Origin of the sequence: Enterococcus sp. DIV2449a, assembly GCF_051711225.1 — a bacterium.
In the GTDB taxonomy this organism is placed as follows: Bacteria; Bacillota; Bacilli; order Lactobacillales; family Enterococcaceae; genus Enterococcus_D; species Enterococcus_D casseliflavus.
Genome location: NZ_JBIOME010000001.1, coordinates 13,895 through 31,025, shown reverse-complemented (window position 1 = coordinate 31,025; position 17,131 = coordinate 13,895). Strand labels below are relative to the sequence as shown.

The following is a 17,131-nucleotide window of genomic DNA, read 5'->3' as shown; positions in this document are numbered from 1 at the left end:
GCTGGGACATCTTCTAATTTACCAGACCAACTTTGTCCCTAACTAAGGTCTTGCAATTTCTTTTCAAGTTCGGCTAATTGTTCAGGTGACCAAGGGGAATTGCGTCGAAAATTTTCAAATCGCAAGTCGGTTTGATGCTCGTGGATGTCTTTTTCCGTTTTTTCCACGCTTTTGTACAATTCCCGTGCCGAAGTTCGCAAAGCACCTTGAGAGAAGATCACCCACTGTTCGGCTAAATCGCTGGTAGCGACGGTGACTTGCGTCAATCGATTGTTTAATTCACCAGCGATTCGTTCGATGTAGCTGTCGGCGGTCTCTCCTTCTTCGGTAAAAATAACTTCCAGCTGATATTTGGTGTAACTTTGGGTCACACCAGGCACCAGTTGGGCGTCAAAAACAACGATGATTTTCAACCCTTCATATTTTGCATAATTCGACAGCCGATTCAGTAAGGCTTCTCGGGCATCTTCTAAACGGTCCTGATTTTTCAAAAGAACCAGCTCCGGCCAAGCGCCAATCATATTGTAGCCATCCACGATCAGCAAAGGGGTTTTCATTGGGACGCCCCATTTCGGCTAGTAAAGGCCTGATACATCAACAAGCCTGCCGCCACACTGGCATTTAAGCTCTGCACGTGCCCAGTCATTGGGATCGTCAGCATTTGATCCACTTCTTTTTTCAAACCTTCCCCCATGCCGCGTCCTTCGTTGCCGATGATCAAACCGACCGCCCCTTGGGCATTCCATGTGCGGTAATCACTGCCACTCATATCCGTACCGAAGATCCAAAAACCAGCTTTTTTCAGCTGCTGGACTGCTTGGGTCAAGTTGGTCACGCGGGCCACAGGGATATGTTCCACTGCGCCGGTCGACGTTTTCACCACGATTGGCGTGATCCCCACCGCACGGTGTTTTGGAATGATGATCCCGTCTACGCCGCTGGCATCAGCGGTTCGCATGATGGAGCCGAAATTATGGGGATCTTCTAGATTATCTAAAATCAGATACAGCGGCTGTTCTTTCGTTTGGGCCAACAATTCATCCAAGGTCAAATACTGATAAGGGGTGATCGCCAAGATCATGCCTTGATGGACCCCTTGGTCACTCATCGTATCCAGCTTTTGTTTTGGCACCCATTTGACTGGAACTGCCTGTTCCCGCGCCATTTCTTTCAAACGATCGATTTTTTCTCCCCGTGCTTCTTCGGAAAGAAACAGCTTGTTGCCTCGCCCTTCTTTCAAGGCTTCAGCAACCGCATGATAGCCGAAGACAAAATTATCTTCGATGGCTTCTCCAGCGGCTTCTTTGCGGCGATCCGGTCTATTTTCTTGTCTGGCTTCTGATCGGCCAGCTGTTTTTTTATTTGGACGCTTTCTTTGCGGTTTTTCTCGCATCTTCTTCTCCTACTTTCTTTATACACCAGTCTATTAGCTCGTCTAAGCGTTCTTTTTGCTGCGTGAGGTGCAAATACCCGATCAGCGATTCAAAGCCAGTAGCGATACGATACGTCGTGACATCGGCATTTTTGGCACCCGTATGGCTTTTACTATTACGGCCGCGGCGGTAAAAATCATATTCTTCTTCGGTCAGGATCTCTTCATCCAACATCTTTTGGATCAATGCCGCTTGGGCTTTGGCCGACACATAGTGGGTCGCCATATGGTGCAGTTGGTTCGGGCGGGTTTGGCCTTGGGCGACTAAATAATCGCGAATATAGACTTCATAGACCGCATCCCCCACATAGGCCAATGCCAAACCATTCAATTGTTTATAATCTCTCATGCTTCTCGTCTCCATCGGGTTCCTTGCGGGGTATCTTCTAAGATGATCCCTTGTTCTTTCAACTCATCACGGATTTGGTCGCTGCGGGCAAAATCTTTGGCTTTGCGTGCGGCGATCCGTTCATTGATCAGCTGTTCGATTTCTTCATCCAGCAATTCTTCGGATACAAAATAAATCCCGAAAATCGTCAGCCATTCGCTGAATTTGGCTAATCCAGCGGCTAATAAAGCCAAATCTGTTTCTGGGTCTTCGCTAGCTAAGTTCAGCCACTTCGCCAATTCATAGACCACAGTGATCCCGTTAGCCGCATTGAAATCGTCGTCCATTTCTTTGACGAAACGTTCTTCAAATTCTTCCAGAACCGCTGCATTGACTTCCTCATCGCTGGCTTGATAATGACTGCTATTCAAGCGGAATTTGGCATTTTCATAGGTCGTCCGCAATTTTTGCAGGTTGGTTTGTGCTTCATGCAAGGTAGTCTCACTGTATTTGATTGGTCGGCGGTACTGGGTCGTTGCCAAAAAGAAACGCAGCACCTGCGGATCAACTTTTTTGACCATCTCATGCACCGTGACGAAGTTGCCCAGTGACTTACTCATTTTTTCTTCGTCTTCACCGATCGTCACATAGCCGTTATGCATCCAATAGTTGGCAAAGGTCTTGCCAGTTTTCGCCTCGCTTTGGGCGATCTCATTTTCATGATGCGGGAAGGTCAAGTCTTGTCCGCCTCCATGAATATCGATGGTCTCGCCTAGGTGTTTGGTCGCCATCACCGAGCATTCGATATGCCAGCCAGGACGACCGACTCCCCAAGGAGATTCCCAAGCGATCTCATCGCCTTTTGCCGCTTTCCACAAAGCAAAATCCAACGGATCTTCCTTGATTTTTTGTTCTTCACCGGTCCGCTGACTTGCGCCGACTTCCAGCTCATCGATGGATTGGTCGCTTAATTGCCCATAGTGAGCAAATTTGCGGGTACGGTAATAAACATCGCCATTGACTGGATAGGCATAGCCTTTTTCTACAAGAGCAGCAATAAAGGCAATGATGTCTTCGATATGATCCATCACACGAGGATTCATCGTAGCAGGTTTGACGTTCAGCGCTGCGGTATCTTCATTGAAGGCGTTGATAAAACGCTCTGCCACTTCTGGGGCCGTCGTGCCTAATTCTTTTGCCGCACGAATGATTTTATCATCGACATCGGTAAAATTCATCAAATAGTCCACTGTATAGCCGCGGTATTCAAAATAACGGCGCACGGTATCAAACGACACAGTACTGCGGCCATTCCCGATATGGATGTAGTTATAGACGGTGGGTCCGCAAACATACATTTTTACTTTCTTTTCTTCTAATGGCTGAAACACTTCTTTTTCCCGTGTCAGCGTATTATAGATTTTAATCATCGTGGATAACCTTCTTTCCTTTGATTCGAACGATCTTTGCTGGGATTCCGACAGCAGTTGCTTCTGCAGGGATATCCTTCAAAACCACTGCATTGGCGCCGATCTTTGCACGCTCACCGATCGTGACAGGGCCTAAGATCTGCGCATGGGCTGAGAGAAACGCACCGGTTTTAACCGTGGGATGACGCTTGCCCCGCTCTTTACCGGTTCCCCCTAAGGTGACACCGTGAAACAAGACGACATCATCTTCAATGATCGCCGTTTCCCCGATCACGACGCCCATCCCATGATCGATAAAGACCCCTTGGCCGATCTGCGCACCAGGATGAATCTCGATCCCAGTCAAGAAACGCCAAAACTGGGCCGTCAGTTTTGCCAAAAAATACCAGCGATGCTGAAACAAAAAATGCGACCAACGATGCCAAAACAAGGCATGAAATCCTGGGTATGTGATGATGATCTCCAACGTTGATCGTACCGATGGATCATGTTTTTTTGTTGCCGCAATTGCTTTTTTGAACCAAGTCATCTTCTCACCTACTTTATCCAAACTTCTTGATACGAAAAAAGCGTCTTTCAAATAAGTTTCCTTATTCAAAAGACGCTTTTTTGCGTGGTCCCACTTTTGTTCGCAGTTCGGCACTGCCTTCAAGCGGGTAACGTCCGCTGCTTCGTCTTTGACTTGCGCCAAAGCCACTCCTAGGTGCATTTCCTAGCCTTTTTTGACCACTCTCACCTTCCGTGGTCTCTCTGAAAAAAATCGGCTAGTACTTCGTCTATTCGCTGTGTTTATAACACGTTATTCAAATGATCAAGGGCTTTTTCTTTCCCTAATAATTCAACGGTATCTGGTAGTTCTGGTCCGTGGGTTTGGCCTGAGACCGCCACGCGGATCGGCATGAATAAATTCTTGCCTTTGATGCCTGTTTCTTTTTGGATCTCTTTGATGGCTGCTTTGACTGCCGCAGCCTCAACGACTGGCATCGCCTGTAATTTTTCTTTAAAGGCTGTCAAAACCGTCGGTACAGTTTCTCCTGCTAAGACTTCTTTGGCTGCATCATCTAATTCAGGGTGTTCTTCGAAGAACAATTCCGAAAGGTCGACGATTTGTGCCGCAAAACTCATTTGCGGTTGATACAAGGAAACGATTTTTTTCAACCAAGCAGCTTTTTCTTCGGTCAATGTTTCTTCGATGCGACCGGCTTTTGCCAAGTAAGGGACGCACATTGCCGTCAATTCATCCAGATCCATTTGTTTCATGTACTGGTTATTGACCCATTCCAACTTCTTGGCATCGAAGGCAGCTGGTGATTTGCTCAACCGTTCAGGATCAAAGATTTTGATCAATTCTTCTTGAGAGAAGATTTCTTCTTCCCCTACTGGTGACCAGCCTAAAAGTGCAATGAAGTTGAACATAGCGTCTGGTAGATAACCCAACTCACGGTATTGCTCGATGAATTGGAGAATCGATTCGTCCCGTTTGCTTAATTTTTTCCCGGTTTCGCTATTGATGATCAACGTCATATGCCCGAATTCTGGTGCTTGCCAGCCAAATGCTTCATAGATCATCAACTGTTTTGGTGTGTTGGCGATGTGGTCATCTCCACGCAGCACATGGGTGATTTTCATATGATGGTCATCGACTGCTACTGCAAAGTTGTAAGTCGGCATACCGTCACGTTTTTGAATGACAAAATCGCCACCGACATTATCTGATTCAAAAACGATCTCGCCTTTGACCATGTCGTGGAATTTGTATTCAGTATTGCGAGAGACACGGAAACGAATCACTGGTTTCAAGCCTTGTGCTTCTTTGTCGGCTTGCTCTTCTGGTGTTAAGTTGGCACATTTCCCTGCATAATGGGGCATTTCGCCACGAGCTCTTTGGCCTTCACGTTCGGCTTCCAATTCTTCTTCCGTACAATAACACTTATACGCACGATTGCTTGCAAGCAATTGATCGATCAGTGGTTGGTAGATATCGCCGCGTTCTGATTGACGATACGGACCGTATTCTCCTGGATTTTCAGGTGATTCGTCCCAATCCATTCCTAACCATTGCAAGTTTTCAAGCTGGCTTTTTTCACCATCTTCAATGTTTCTTTTTTGATCGGTGTCTTCGATTCGGATAATAAATTCACCGTCATTATGACGAGCAAACAAATAATTGAATAAAGCCGTCCGAGCATTCCCGATGTGTAAATGTCCTGTTGGACTTGGCGCGTAACGTACACGTACTTTTGTCATTGTTTTCCTCTTCCTTCATCTGATTTCCAAGCCAGCCAAGCTGCTTGGGGCTTATTGTTCAGTTTAGTGGGAAAGACCCGCGTAAAAAACAGAACCCTCAAGTTGAATTGTACAATCAATAACCCAATTAGTAAAGGCAGCTGGCATATTTTACGCCAGCTGCCTAGGATTATTTCTCTGATTTCGATCCTTCTTTGTTGTCGATGCCGCGACCAGAATGGGCTGGTTTGGCAAAAATCATCCGCCCAGCTGCCGTTTGCAAGGCGCTGGTGACGATCACTTCGATGTGTTCATTCATGTAATGCTGGCCATCTTCCACCACGACCATCGTCCCGTCATCTAGATAAGCGACCCCTTGCTGGCGCTCCGTGCCAGCTTTCACCACTAAGACGTGCATGCTTTCTCCTGGAATCACCACTGGTTTGACCGCATTGGCTAACGCATTGATATTCAAGACAGGCACATTTTGAAATTCAGAAACTTTGTTTAGATTGTAATCATTGGTCACGACGACACCATCCAGCATCTTCGCTAACTTGATCAGCTTGCTATCGACTTCGGAGATGTCTTCAAAATCGCCTTCATACATCTCAACTGCGATGCCTTCTTCTTTTTGCAAAGCATTCAAAATATCCAAGCCGCGGCGGCCCCGAACCCGTTTCAAACTATCGCCAGAATCTGCGATGTATTGCAATTCATACAAGACAAAATTCGGGATCAGCAAGACGCCTTCTAAAAAGCCCGTTTTAGCAATGTCATAGATCCGACCATCAATGATCACGCTGGTATCCAAAATTTTGTATTTGTGGAAATGGTCCGCGATTTTTCTTTCCAGCATCTGCTGTTCATCTTGCTCTTGGGGCTCTGCCTTTTTGTTTTTTGGGGCAAAGACTTTTTTCCATTCATCGATCCGTGTCGTCCCGATCTGAAAACCGAGATACCCTAACAGGACCATCACTAAGATTGGGGCGATCCCGTTGATAAAAGGAATATCCCAATTGTAAAAAGGAATCGACACGATCACACCGATCATCAGACCGATGATCGAACCAATTGCGCCAAACAAGAGATAGGTTAAGCTCAATTCACTTAGTTTTTCTTCAATTTTGCGAATACCGGCTGCAATATATTTCGCTAATAGTAAAGATAATAAAAAGAAAATAAGGGCTCCAAGCAAACTATTAGTGATGTTATTATTCAGCCATTCATTTTGGGTTTGCCCAATGGCTTGCCATGCGATAGGCATCAGTGAGATCCCCAGACTTGCTCCGGCAAGTACCATTAGTGCGGTAATGACTCGTTTCTGCATACATGTTCCTCCATACTCCAGTAAGTTTCTTTTGTTCAAAAATCCGTGCTGCCAGACAGGCTCCTTCCGCCAGTCAGCGGCTGTCGGTCGGTTGGTTCAAACGAATGAATCAGCAGCGTCAGGGCAAGAGGAGAGGCGATTGCCCCTTGCTCTTGCATTGACTCCACTTTAACGGAAGACTTTCCGCAAGGTTTCGGCTAAGGTAGACACGCCTTCGACTTCGATGCCTTTGGGCGGCTGCCAGCCAGTCAGATTATTTTTCGGCAAATAAACTTTCGTAAAACCTAGTTTTTGCACCTCTTTGACCCGTTGCTCGATCGCGTTGACTCGGCGAATCTCACCCGTCAAGCCAATTTCACCGATAAAACACTCCGTCGGGCTGGTGCCTTTTTCTTTGTAGCTAGACGCGATACTAACAGCGATCGCTAGATCGATCGCGGGTTCATTTAATTTGACCCCGCCGGCTGCTTTTAAGTAGGCATCTTGATTTTGCAGCAGCAAGCCTGCCCGTTTTTCTAAAACCGCCATGATCAGCGAGACGCGGTTGAAGTCTAGCCCCGTCGTCGTGCGTTTGGCATTGCCGAACATCGTTGGCGTGACCAGTGCTTGGATTTCCACCAAGATTGGCCGACTGCCTTCCATTGCCACTACGATCGCCGATCCAGTTGCGCCTTCTAAGCGTTCTTCCAAAAAGACTTGTGACGGATTGGCGACTTCTTTCAACCCGCCTTCTTCCATTTCAAAAATCCCGATCTCATTGGTGGACCCAAAGCGGTTTTTTACGGCCCGCAAAATTCGAAAACTGTGGTGCTTTTCGCCTTCGAAATACAAGACGGTATCCACCATATGCTCCAGCATCCGCGGTCCTGCGATCGAGCCTTCCTTCGTCACGTGGCCAACGATAAAGATGGCGATGCCATTGGTTTTGGCGATTTTCAGCAATTCTGCGGTCGTTTCTCGCACTTGGCTGACACTGCCTGCCACGCTGGTGATATCCGGTTGGGTCATGGTTTGGATCGAATCGATGATCACATAATCTGGGCGGATGTTTTCGATCGCTTTACTGATCTCTGACATGTCCGTTTCCCCATAGAGATAAAATTCTGTGTCGATGGCGCCTAAGCGCTGCGCCCGCATTTTGATTTGTTCGGCACTTTCTTCTCCTGACACATACAAGACCGTCCCGCCGATCGCTGCTAATTGCTGGGAAACTTGCAAGAGCAGCGTCGATTTTCCGATCCCTGGATCCCCACCGATCAAAATCAAGGAGCCTGGGACCACGCCGCCGCCTAAGACGCGATTCAACTCAGCAAGTTTCGTTTGGACTCGCGGTTCTTTTTTCGGTACGACATCGGCGATTTTCGTCGGCTGCATCTTTTGCCCCGTCAATGTCGTACGTACTCGACGATCGGCGGTTTCTTGGATCACTTCTTCCACCATTGAATTCCAGCTGCCGCAATTGGGGCATTTCCCTAAATATTTAGGGGAACTATACCCACAATTTTGACAGACAAATTGACTTTTTGCTTTTTTTGCCATTGATCTCCTCCACTACTTCTATCAAACAGACCCCCAGGCAGGATTTACTGATTCGAGGAGCCAAAGCCGCCGGTTCGGCTGGCAGTGGTTGTATCTTGATCAGCTTTTAAGAACGGCAAGAAAATTCCTTGGCCGATCCGTTCGCCTTTTTTAATGACGACATCTGTGGGGCCGAAATTGGTAAACTGAAACATGATATGCCCTTCATTATCTGGATTGTCATAGTAATCGCTGTCGATGACGCCGACACCATTCGTCAAGACTAAGAAACGTTTCAAAGGATTGCTGGAACGATTTGTCAGCTGCAAATACTCGTCTTCCCCCATATAGGCTTTGATCCCCGTGGGAATCAAGGTTGGCTTCAACTGTTTTGCGGTCTCTTTCGCAAAAAGCGCTTTGACCCCGTCGATCACGCCCGCTTTCCAAATGCTTGGCACCACGATTTCTTCCGCTGCTTCAAAGTCGTAACCAGCCGCATGATGGGTGGCACGTTGAGGCAAGGTGATGCTTTTTTCTTTATATGCTGTAATAATTTCAAATCCTCGTAATTTCATGGGTTCCTCCAATAATAAAACATATAGCTATTTTAGCATAGGAAGAACTATTTTCTTCATGGAAAACACAATTATCGAAAAGTCTTTACAATTTCTTCGTTTAAAAATAGCCCAAAAAGAAAAAAGGACATGACGAAACGCCCGTTTGCGAGTACAATAGAAAAAATATCAAAAAATAGGCGGTGGCATATGCGCGCAGATCTTTCAAACAAAAACCGAATCGTTGTAAAAATCGGCACCAGCTCGTTGATTTATCCCAATGGTGCCATCAATCTAGCTGGCATCGATGAATTAGCCTTTGTCTTAGCAGCTTTGCAAAACCAAGGCAAAGAAATCATCTTAGTTTCTTCTGGTGCGATCGGTGTTGGCATGAACAAGTTGAATTTGAAAGAACGACCCGTGGAGATCCCGCAGCAGCAAGCCGTGGCCGCCGTTGGCCAATCGGAACTGATGACGATCTACAACCAGCGTTTTCAAAGCTATAGCCAGCAGACTGCACAGATCCTGCTGACCAGAGACATCATCGAATTTCCCCAAAGCCGTCAAAACGTTAGCAACACCTTAGAGCAATTACTTACGATGGGGATCATCCCGATCATTAATGAAAACGACACGGTAGCAGTGGATGAATTGGATCATCTCACCAAATTCGGCGACAATGACCAGCTGTCAGCGATCGTCGCTCAGTTGACGAAAGCCGAGCTTTTGATCATGCTTTCTGATATCGACGGCTTTTATTCCGCCAATCCGCTGAATGATCCTGAGGCCGTTTTGTATTCCGAGATCAATGAAATCACCCCAGAACTTTTAGAACAAGCTACGGGAAAAGGCAGTCCTTATGGAACCGGCGGTATGACCAGTAAACTAAAAGCCGCCCAACGTATCTTAGACTTGAACAGTCACATGCTGCTGGCTAACGGCAAGCAGCCGAAAATTATTTTTGACTTGCTCGCAGGGGAACCTGTCGGCACCCACTTTTATCAACGAACGGAGGATGAGCAATGAGCAACTTGCAAACGATCGGTCAACAAGCTCAAGCAAGCGCCCAGACATTAAGCTTACTGAGTGCCAGTGAAAAAAACCACCTACTGGCAGCGATGGCCGATGCTTTAGAAAAAGCTGCCGAGACGATTTTAGCTGCTAATCAACAAGATCTAGCCGCCGCAAAAGCCAAAGGAACCAGCCAGACGATGCTGGATCGACTGTTGCTGACAGAACAACGGATCACCGAGATGGCTAACGGCATCCGAGAAGTCGCCCAATTGCCCGACCCAATCGGTGCCGTGGATAAAATGTGGCGCAATGCTGACGATCTTTTGATTGGTCAACAACGAGTGCCTTTAGGGGTCATCGGCATCATCTACGAAGCCCGCCCTAATGTCACCACTGACGCAGCTAGTCTGTGTTTCAAATCAGGAAATGCCGTGATTTTGCGTGGTGGAAAGGAAGCCTTCCACTCCAATCAAGTCCTCGTGACTATTTTACAAGAGGCTTTAGCTGCCAATGGACACTCCCGCCATGCGATCCAGTTTATCGAAGACACGAGCCACGAAACAGCGGCTGAGCTGATGCGGCTGACAGATTACTTGGATGTTTTGATCCCTCGGGGAGGCGCCGGCTTGATTCGTCGTGTCAAAGAGACCGCCACGGTGCCAGTGATCGAAACCGGCACCGGCAACAATCATATCTACATCGACCAAGCAGCCCAGCTGCCGATGGCACTGGCGATCGTCACGAATGCAAAGACTCAACGCCCTTCTGTCTGCAATGCCATCGAAACGATCCTCGTCCATGAAGCAGTGGCAGCGGAGTTTTTGCCTATGGTAGAAAAGCAGTTTGCCGATCAAGTCGAATTGCGAGGGGATCAAAAAGCATTGGCGTTTTTGAACAATGCACAGCTTGCCACTGAAGAGGACTGGGCAACCGAGTTTTTAGACTATATCTTAGCGATCAAAGTGGTGGCTTCGCTAGAAGAAGCCATTGCTCACATCAATCGCTACAATACGAAGCACTCCGAAGCGATCATCACCGATGATTATTTCGCTTCCCAACGCTTTTTGAAAGAAGTTGATGCGGCGGCGGTTTACGTCAATGCCTCGACCCGTTTCACGGATGGCTTTATGTTTGGCTTTGGTGCCGAGATCGGCATCTCGACGCAAAAACTCCATGCTCGTGGGCCAATGGGGTTAGAAGCACTGACTTCTACCAAATACATTATTTATGGCGAAGGCCAGATCCGTAAGTAACGATACGAAAAAACAGCCACTTGCTGTCATGACTTCCAATAGTTAGACTAAAAAGCTAACTTTAAAAGGTCGGTACATGCGCAAGCGGCTTTTTTTCGTCCTCTTATGCTTGTGCAGCCCGCAGAACGAAGGAAAGCGGTTCGATGCCAAACAATTCTGTCAGCACTCGATTGGTTGTGGCAAAAACGTCAGCTTCGCAACTCTTTTTCGGACAAGCAATCGTCTGTCCTTTGCTGGAAAACGTATCCTGACGGCTGCCCTCTACGAAAATTACTTCTTGCGTTCCTTTTTGATAGATCAATCCTTCGTCTTCTTCTAATAATAAGCGAGTCTGCCACTGATTGATCTGGGCAATTGGCATCACCAATGCAGCAGCATCCAAGTTTTCTAACGAAAAACTACGACCCTCCGGCAGCTGCAGCGTGAAGGTATTGAGTTCATAAGGCAAACAGGCATTGCACCCTCCTTCTGTGATGACTTGGCTCGTGAGAATTTCTGCATTCATTCTTTTTGACTCCTTTCATGATTCATTCATGTTTAGTTTATCACAAACCTATGGCGCACGGCGGAGCAATTATTCCGTCTTAAGTTGGATGTGTTTCTTTTTCTTTCTTGCTATGCTAGGGATAAGAAAAAAAGTCTAGGAGGAGTCACAATGAATACAGAAAGTTTATTAGGAAGAATCGTTACTGTCGTGGCAGTTTTAATCGCAGCATCCCTTGTTTTATCCGTTGTATTAGGCATTATTGGTGGGTTGATCGGATTGGTCTTCCGTTTCGGGATTCCTTTGCTGCTAGCCGTTTTGATCGTTCGCTGGTTAACATCGATTCGCCAAAAGCCAAGAAAATATTATCGTTAATTACAAGTAAATCAAAAACACCTGACTTTTGGAAAGTCAGGTGTTTTTTTATCGATCAGCCTAATGCTACATCTAAAACCATCATTAAGATAAAGCCTAGCATGACGCCAAAGACCGCAAAATGGCGGCGACTAGACAAGGTTTGCTGCGCTTCTGGAATCAATTCTTCCACCACTACATAGATCATAGCACCCGCTGCAAAAGCCAACGCATACGGCAAGACAGCGGACATACTCGTTACTAGCAAAGCCCCGATCACACCGGCGATCGGTTCTACGATCCCTGACGCTTGCCCATACATAAAGGCTTTGGTTCGGCTTAACCCTTCTTGGCGCAAGGGGATCGAAACGGCTGCGCCTTCTGGAAAATTCTGGATCCCGATCCCGATCGCTACCGAAATCGCCGCTAAGATCGCTGCTCGCGGATCATCGGCACTAGCCGCCGCCCCAAACGCTACCCCTACCGCCAAGCCTTCTGGGATATTATGCAGCGTGATGGAAAAGACCAGCAAGATCGTTCGCTTCAAATGACTGGGCAAACCTTCTGTTTCATGATTCGGCCCAAAATGCATATGCGGGAGCGTCTTATCTGCTGCATATAGAAACAAACCACCCAAACCAAACCCGATGCTGACCACAAGCCACGGAATGTCGCCATTTTCTTCGGCTCGTGCGATCGCAGGATCTAATAACGACCAGAAACTAGCAGCGATCATCACGCCAGAGGCAAACCCCAGCATCGTATTCAGGACATTTTTATTGATTTCTTTGAAGAAAAAGACTAGCGCTGCCCCAAGCGCCGTCATACCATACGTAAAGATCGTCCCCGCCAGCGCTTGCTGCCATGGCGATAATCCAACCAACCAATCCACCATTCGTCTGCTCCTTTGTCTAACTATTCTACCAATACTCTAGCATAGGAAGCCGTCAGGTTCTACTAGGAAGGCAGCAGCAGCCAAAATTTTTCTTTCACCAGCCCTAAGCCTTTCCTGATGAAATCCTCGGCTTTACTTGAAAGTTTCAACATTCATCGCTATAATGCTAGGAGACTCCATGTCAATTTATATAAAGTGAGGAAAAGAATTGATTACAGTAAGTGATGTAAGTTTGCATTTTTCAGACCGCAAACTGTTTGATGATGTTAATATTAAGTTTACGCCTGGTAATTGTTATGGTTTGATTGGTGCAAATGGTGCTGGTAAATCAACTTTTTTAAAAATTTTATCTGGTGAGATCCAACCTTCGACTGGGAATGTTTCTTTAGGTCCTGATGAACGGATGGCTGTCTTGAAACAGAACCACTATGATTACGAAGAGTTTCCAGTGATCGAAACGGTCATCATGGGCCACAAACGTCTCTACGAAGTGATGAAAGAAAAAGACGCGATCTACATGAAGGAAGACTTTTCTGATGAAGATGGGATTCGTGCCGCCGAACTAGAAGGCGAATTTGCGGAACTTGATGGTTGGGAAGCAGAGCCCGAAGCAGCTGTTCTTTTGCAAGGCTTGAACATTCCCGATGAATTGCATCATGTCTTGATGAAAGATCTAACTGCTGGTCAACGGGTGAAAGTCTTACTGGCACAAGCCCTTTTCGGTAAGCCAGACGTCTTGCTCCTAGATGAGCCTACCAACGGATTGGATATCCAATCTATCAACTGGTTAGAAGAGTTTCTGATCAACTTTGACAACACCGTCATTGTTGTTTCACATGACCGCCACTTCTTAAATAAAGTTTGTACCCATATGGCCGATCTAGACTTCGGCAAAATCAAATTGTTTGTCGGCAACTATGATTTCTGGTTGGAATCAAGCCAATTAGCTGCGAAATTACAATCCCAATCAAATGCCAAAAAAGAAGAGCAGATCAAAGAACTGCAAGACTTTATCGCACGCTTTAGTGCCAATGCATCAAAATCCAAACAAGCAACATCTCGGAAAAAAATGTTGGATAAAATCACTCTTGATGATATTCAACCTTCGTCTCGCCGCTACCCGTTTGTCGGTTTTAAACCAGAACGTGAAATCGGGAATGACTTGCTGCAAGTCGACAATGTCAGTGTGACGATCGACGGCAAAAAGATTTTAGACAATATCTCTTTCACCTTGAACAAAGACGACAAAGTCGCTTTTGTTGCCAATAGCGATATCACCACCACAACGCTATTCAAAGTCATCATGGGGGAAATCACTCCTGATACAGGTAGTGTTCGTTGGGGCGTGACCACGCAGCATGCGTACTTGCCAAAAGATACGACCAGCGAATTTGATACGGATACCCCGATCGTTGATTGGTTGCGTCAATACGCAAGCAAAGAAGAAGACGACAATACCTTCTTGCGCAGCTTCCTAGGTCGCATGTTGTTCTCTGGTGACGAAGTATTAAAACCCGTCAACGTTCTTTCCGGGGGCGAAAAAGTTCGCTGCATGTTGTCGAAAATGATGCTTTCAAAAGCCAACGTATTGGTATTGGATGATCCAACCAATCACTTGGACTTAGAATCGATCACCGCATTAAACGATGGCTTGATGGCCTTCACCGGCTCATTGTTGTTTGCTTCTCATGACCACCAATTTATTCAAACCCTTGCGAACCGTATCATTGCGGTCTCTAGCAAAGGCGTGGTGGATCGTGCCGAAACGACCTACGATGAATTCTTAGAAAACAAAGATGTCCAAAAACGCGTAGCAGAAATGAATCAATAAGCTGCTTTTGAAAAAAAGAACGCTCCAGTTGCCCGCCACCAAGGCTGCAACTGGAGCGTTTCTTTTATTTTTCCTAGGTGCTTCGGGTATTTTTGGCAGGTTACGCTTGTTCTAAACGGGCTTTGCCGAATGAAAACAGCGCCAAGCAGCCGTAGCCGGTATGACTGGAGATCGTTGGACCTAATGGATAATGATGAATAATAATGTCAGGAATTTTTTCGGTCAAACGTTTGATGACTTTCTCCGCCGCTTCGGCATCGCCAGCATTGGCAAAATAAACCGTATTGGTTTTTGATTCGTGAAGATTGGCGATGGTTTGATCTACGATTTTTTGGATCGCTTTGTTGCGTCCCCGCACTCGATCAACGCTGCGTAATTTTCCCGCAGTATCGACGGTAATGATTGGTTTCACGTTCAGCAATCCGCCGATCGCTGCCGCTGTTTTTGAGATTCTGCCGCCGCGTTCCAATTGTTTTAAATCGTCGACGGTGACCCATGAATCTAAACGCAGTTTGTTTTCTTCTACCCATTGGCTGACTTCTAGCAACGAACGTCCTTGGGCTTTTTGTTGGGCTGCTTCAGCCACTAAGAAGCCTTCGCCTAAACTCGCAGAGCGCGTATCGATCAAGGTGATCGCAACTTCTTTGTATTCTTCTTTTAGTAAGGCTACGGCTTGGACGGCACTTTGGAATGAGCCGCTCATTCCTGAAGAAAAACCTAAATAAAGGATCGGTGTGCCCGCTTCGACATACGGCCGAAAATACTCCATATAACGTCCGACATTGATTTGAGAAGTTGTCGGCTGCGCATGCTCTTTTAGTTTTCCTAAAAACCATTCCGTATCAAATTCTTTGCCCATATCATCGATATATTCTTTGCCGTCTAATTCGATCAGCATCGGAATATACGCAACATCTAGCTCCGCTAATCTTGCTGCTGGTAAATCACAGCAGGAATCTGTCATGATTTGAAACATGGTTTCACCCCTCTCGTTACCCCCTATTATAGCAAAAAAAGAACAAGACAGAAGAAATTCTCATCAAAAGCAGCCAAACTTATCGTTGACTGCTTTTGACACAGGAGTTCTTCGTCTTGTTCTGAAGCTTTTGCGTCAGATTAGATTTGCGCCCAAACACTTTCTAAGATGTTGGTTTGGCTGCGATCTGGTCCTACCGAGAAGGTCGAAATGCGGACACCGACTAATTCAGAGATGCGGTGAACGTAATTGCGTGCATTTTCTGGCAGATCTGCTAATGTTTTGCAGCCAGTAATGTCTTCAGACCAGCCAGGAAGTTCTTCGTAGACTGGTTTGCAGCGGTTCAACTCTTTCAAGCTTGCTGGGTAATGATAGATCAATTCGCCGTCTAGTTCATAAGCGGTACAGATCTTCACGGTTTCTAAACCGCTCAAAACATCGATCGAGTTAAGGGATAGGTTTGTAATCCCTGAGACCCGTTTTGAATGGCGCATCACGACGGTATCAAACCAGCCCACACGGCGAGGACGTCCTGTCGTTGTTCCGTATTCACGACCGATCTTACGAATTTGTTCACCTGTTTCATCAAACAGTTCCGTTGGGAAAGGACCATCTCCTACCCGAGAAGTGTAAGCTTTGCAGACACCAACGACTTTGTTGATTTTTGAAGGACCCACACCACTACCAATGGTGACACCTCCAGCAACAGGGTTGGATGATGTCACGAAAGGATAGGTTCCTTGGTCGATATCCAGCATCACGCCTTGTGCCCCTTCAAATAAAACCCGTTTGCCTTCATCTAAGGCATCGTTAAGGATCACCGAAGTATCCGTCACATATTTTTTGATTTGTTGGCCATATTCGTAATACTCTTCAAAAATGTCTTCAAAAGCGATTGGCTCTGCGTCAAACATTTTCACGAATTGACGATTTTTTTCTTCTAAGTTGATACGCAGACGTTCTTCAAAAATTTCTTTGTCTAAAAGATCAGCGATCCGAATGCCGACTCTGGCAGCTTTATCCATATAGGCTGGTCCGATCCCTTTGATCGTGGTACCGATCTTGTTGTCACCTTTGGCATCTTCTTGCAGCTGATCCAAATGGATATGGTAAGGTAAAATAACATGTGCACGATCAGAAATCTTTAAGTTTTCTGTTATTATATTGTTTTCTTTCAAGTATGCTAATTCTTTAACTAATGATTTCGGGTTCACAACGACCCCGTTTCCAATGACACTGATTTTATCTGCATAAAAGATCCCAGAAGGAATCAAATGCAGTTTATAGGTCACACCGTCAAATTTAATCGTATGGCCGGCATTGTCTCCACCTTGATAACGTGCAATGACTTCCGCGTTTTCACTCAAAAAGTCCGTAATCTTTCCTTTACCTTCATCGCCCCATTGTGTACCTACTACTACTACAGATGACATATAATGACCTCTTTCTTTAATTAGTGCATTCCTTAAGTATTGTAACAAGATTCGCAAGCTCTTTCAATCTAAA

The 17,131-nt window shown here is 46.2% G+C and carries 18 protein-coding genes and 1 other annotated feature; of the genes, 4 read left to right on the top strand and 14 right to left on the bottom strand.

From position 1 onward, the window contains the following. Nucleotides 1-38: 38 nt before the first annotated feature. The 10 genes from IGI76_RS00150 to IGI76_RS00105 form a co-directional block, all read right to left on the bottom strand. Entirely contained in the window at nucleotides 39-557 is a 519-nt protein-coding gene (locus tag IGI76_RS00150; protein ID WP_010748486.1) for an NYN domain-containing protein, read from the bottom strand. Beyond that, the gene (rlmB, locus tag IGI76_RS00145; protein WP_010748485.1) at nucleotides 554-1,393 is read right to left on the bottom strand and encodes a 23S rRNA (guanosine(2251)-2'-O)-methyltransferase RlmB; all 840 of its coding nucleotides are present in this window, start codon (nucleotides 1,391-1,393) and stop codon (nucleotides 554-556) included. The genes IGI76_RS00150 and rlmB overlap by 4 nt, the downstream gene beginning before the upstream one ends. Then, the gene (locus tag IGI76_RS00140) at nucleotides 1,359-1,781 is read right to left on the bottom strand and encodes a Mini-ribonuclease 3 (RefSeq protein ID WP_010748484.1); all 423 of its coding nucleotides are present in this window, start codon (nucleotides 1,779-1,781) and stop codon (nucleotides 1,359-1,361) included. Before IGI76_RS00140 ends, rlmB begins: the two co-directional genes overlap by 35 nt. After that, a complete protein-coding gene (gene cysS / locus IGI76_RS00135) occupies nucleotides 1,778-3,190 on the bottom strand; it encodes a cysteine--tRNA ligase (RefSeq protein ID WP_010748483.1) in 1,413 nt (470 codons plus the stop codon). Before cysS ends, IGI76_RS00140 begins: the two co-directional genes overlap by 4 nt. Beyond that, nucleotides 3,183-3,719 (bottom strand): serine O-acetyltransferase EpsC, encoded by a 537-nt coding sequence (epsC, locus tag IGI76_RS00130; RefSeq protein WP_034695645.1) that lies wholly within the window; start codon nucleotides 3,717-3,719, stop codon nucleotides 3,183-3,185. Before epsC ends, cysS begins: the two co-directional genes overlap by 8 nt. Before the next feature lie 65 nt (nucleotides 3,720-3,784). Beyond that, nucleotides 3,785-3,983: a binding site (T-box leader), on the bottom strand. Beyond that, nucleotides 3,980-5,437: a glutamate--tRNA ligase gene (gene gltX / locus IGI76_RS00125; RefSeq protein WP_010748481.1), complete on the bottom strand. Its 1,458-nt coding sequence runs from the start codon at nucleotides 5,435-5,437 to the stop codon at nucleotides 3,980-3,982. (Overlaps the previous feature by 4 nt.) Before the next feature lie 169 nt (nucleotides 5,438-5,606). After that, a complete protein-coding gene (locus tag IGI76_RS00120; protein WP_005226396.1) occupies nucleotides 5,607-6,746 on the bottom strand; it encodes a PIN/TRAM domain-containing protein in 1,140 nt (379 codons plus the stop codon). 35 nt (nucleotides 6,747-6,781) lie between these two features. Further along, nucleotides 6,782-6,913, bottom strand: a complete 132-nt coding sequence (locus tag IGI76_RS00115) for a hypothetical protein (RefSeq protein WP_254907872.1) — start codon at nucleotides 6,911-6,913, stop codon at nucleotides 6,782-6,784. A gap of 1 nt (nucleotide 6,914) precedes the next feature. Then, nucleotides 6,915-8,285: a DNA repair protein RadA gene (gene radA, locus IGI76_RS00110; protein WP_005226394.1), complete on the bottom strand. Its 1,371-nt coding sequence runs from the start codon at nucleotides 8,283-8,285 to the stop codon at nucleotides 6,915-6,917. A 44-nt stretch (nucleotides 8,286-8,329) separates the two neighbouring features. Then, on the bottom strand, nucleotides 8,330-8,839 hold the full coding sequence (locus IGI76_RS00105) for a hypothetical protein (RefSeq protein ID WP_010748479.1): 510 nt from the start codon (nucleotides 8,837-8,839) through the stop codon (nucleotides 8,330-8,332). A 189-nt stretch (nucleotides 8,840-9,028) separates the two neighbouring features. Here IGI76_RS00105 and proB point away from each other — a divergent pair, with 189 nt between their 5' ends. Then, nucleotides 9,029-9,844, top strand: coding sequence for a glutamate 5-kinase (gene proB / locus IGI76_RS00100; protein ID WP_005226390.1), 816 nt, complete (start codon nucleotides 9,029-9,031; stop codon nucleotides 9,842-9,844). Next, a complete protein-coding gene (locus tag IGI76_RS00095; protein WP_005226389.1) occupies nucleotides 9,841-11,085 on the top strand; it encodes a glutamate-5-semialdehyde dehydrogenase in 1,245 nt (414 codons plus the stop codon). The genes proB and IGI76_RS00095 overlap by 4 nt, the downstream gene beginning before the upstream one ends. A 103-nt stretch (nucleotides 11,086-11,188) precedes the next feature. Here IGI76_RS00095 and IGI76_RS00090 read toward each other — a convergent pair whose 3' ends face one another. Beyond that, complete coding sequence (locus IGI76_RS00090; RefSeq protein WP_194185235.1) at nucleotides 11,189-11,590, bottom strand: DUF4809 family protein; 402 nt, start codon at nucleotides 11,588-11,590, stop codon at nucleotides 11,189-11,191. Between the two features lie 150 nt (nucleotides 11,591-11,740). Here IGI76_RS00090 and IGI76_RS00085 point away from each other — a divergent pair, with 150 nt between their 5' ends. Next, on the top strand, nucleotides 11,741-11,944 hold the full coding sequence (locus IGI76_RS00085) for a hypothetical protein (RefSeq protein WP_010748476.1): 204 nt from the start codon (nucleotides 11,741-11,743) through the stop codon (nucleotides 11,942-11,944). A gap of 55 nt (nucleotides 11,945-11,999) precedes the next feature. Here IGI76_RS00085 and IGI76_RS00080 read toward each other — a convergent pair whose 3' ends face one another. Next, entirely contained in the window at nucleotides 12,000-12,818 is an 819-nt protein-coding gene (locus tag IGI76_RS00080) for a ZIP family metal transporter (protein ID WP_194185236.1), read from the bottom strand. Nucleotides 12,819-13,026: 208 nt separating this feature from the next. On the opposite strand from IGI76_RS00080, the gene IGI76_RS00075 reads away from it, so the two are divergent. Then, nucleotides 13,027-14,649 carry an ABC-F family ATP-binding cassette domain-containing protein gene (locus tag IGI76_RS00075; RefSeq protein ID WP_005226380.1) on the top strand — a complete coding sequence of 541 codons (1,623 nt, stop codon included), beginning with the start codon at nucleotides 13,027-13,029 and terminating at the stop codon, nucleotides 14,647-14,649. A 100-nt stretch (nucleotides 14,650-14,749) separates the two neighbouring features. Here IGI76_RS00075 and IGI76_RS00070 read toward each other — a convergent pair whose 3' ends face one another. After that, a complete protein-coding gene (locus tag IGI76_RS00070; protein ID WP_194185237.1) occupies nucleotides 14,750-15,625 on the bottom strand; it encodes a DegV family protein in 876 nt (291 codons plus the stop codon). A gap of 140 nt (nucleotides 15,626-15,765) precedes the next feature. Further along, on the bottom strand, nucleotides 15,766-17,058 hold the full coding sequence (locus IGI76_RS00065) for an adenylosuccinate synthase (RefSeq protein WP_005232916.1): 1,293 nt from the start codon (nucleotides 17,056-17,058) through the stop codon (nucleotides 15,766-15,768). Nucleotides 17,059-17,131: the final 73 nt, after the last annotated feature.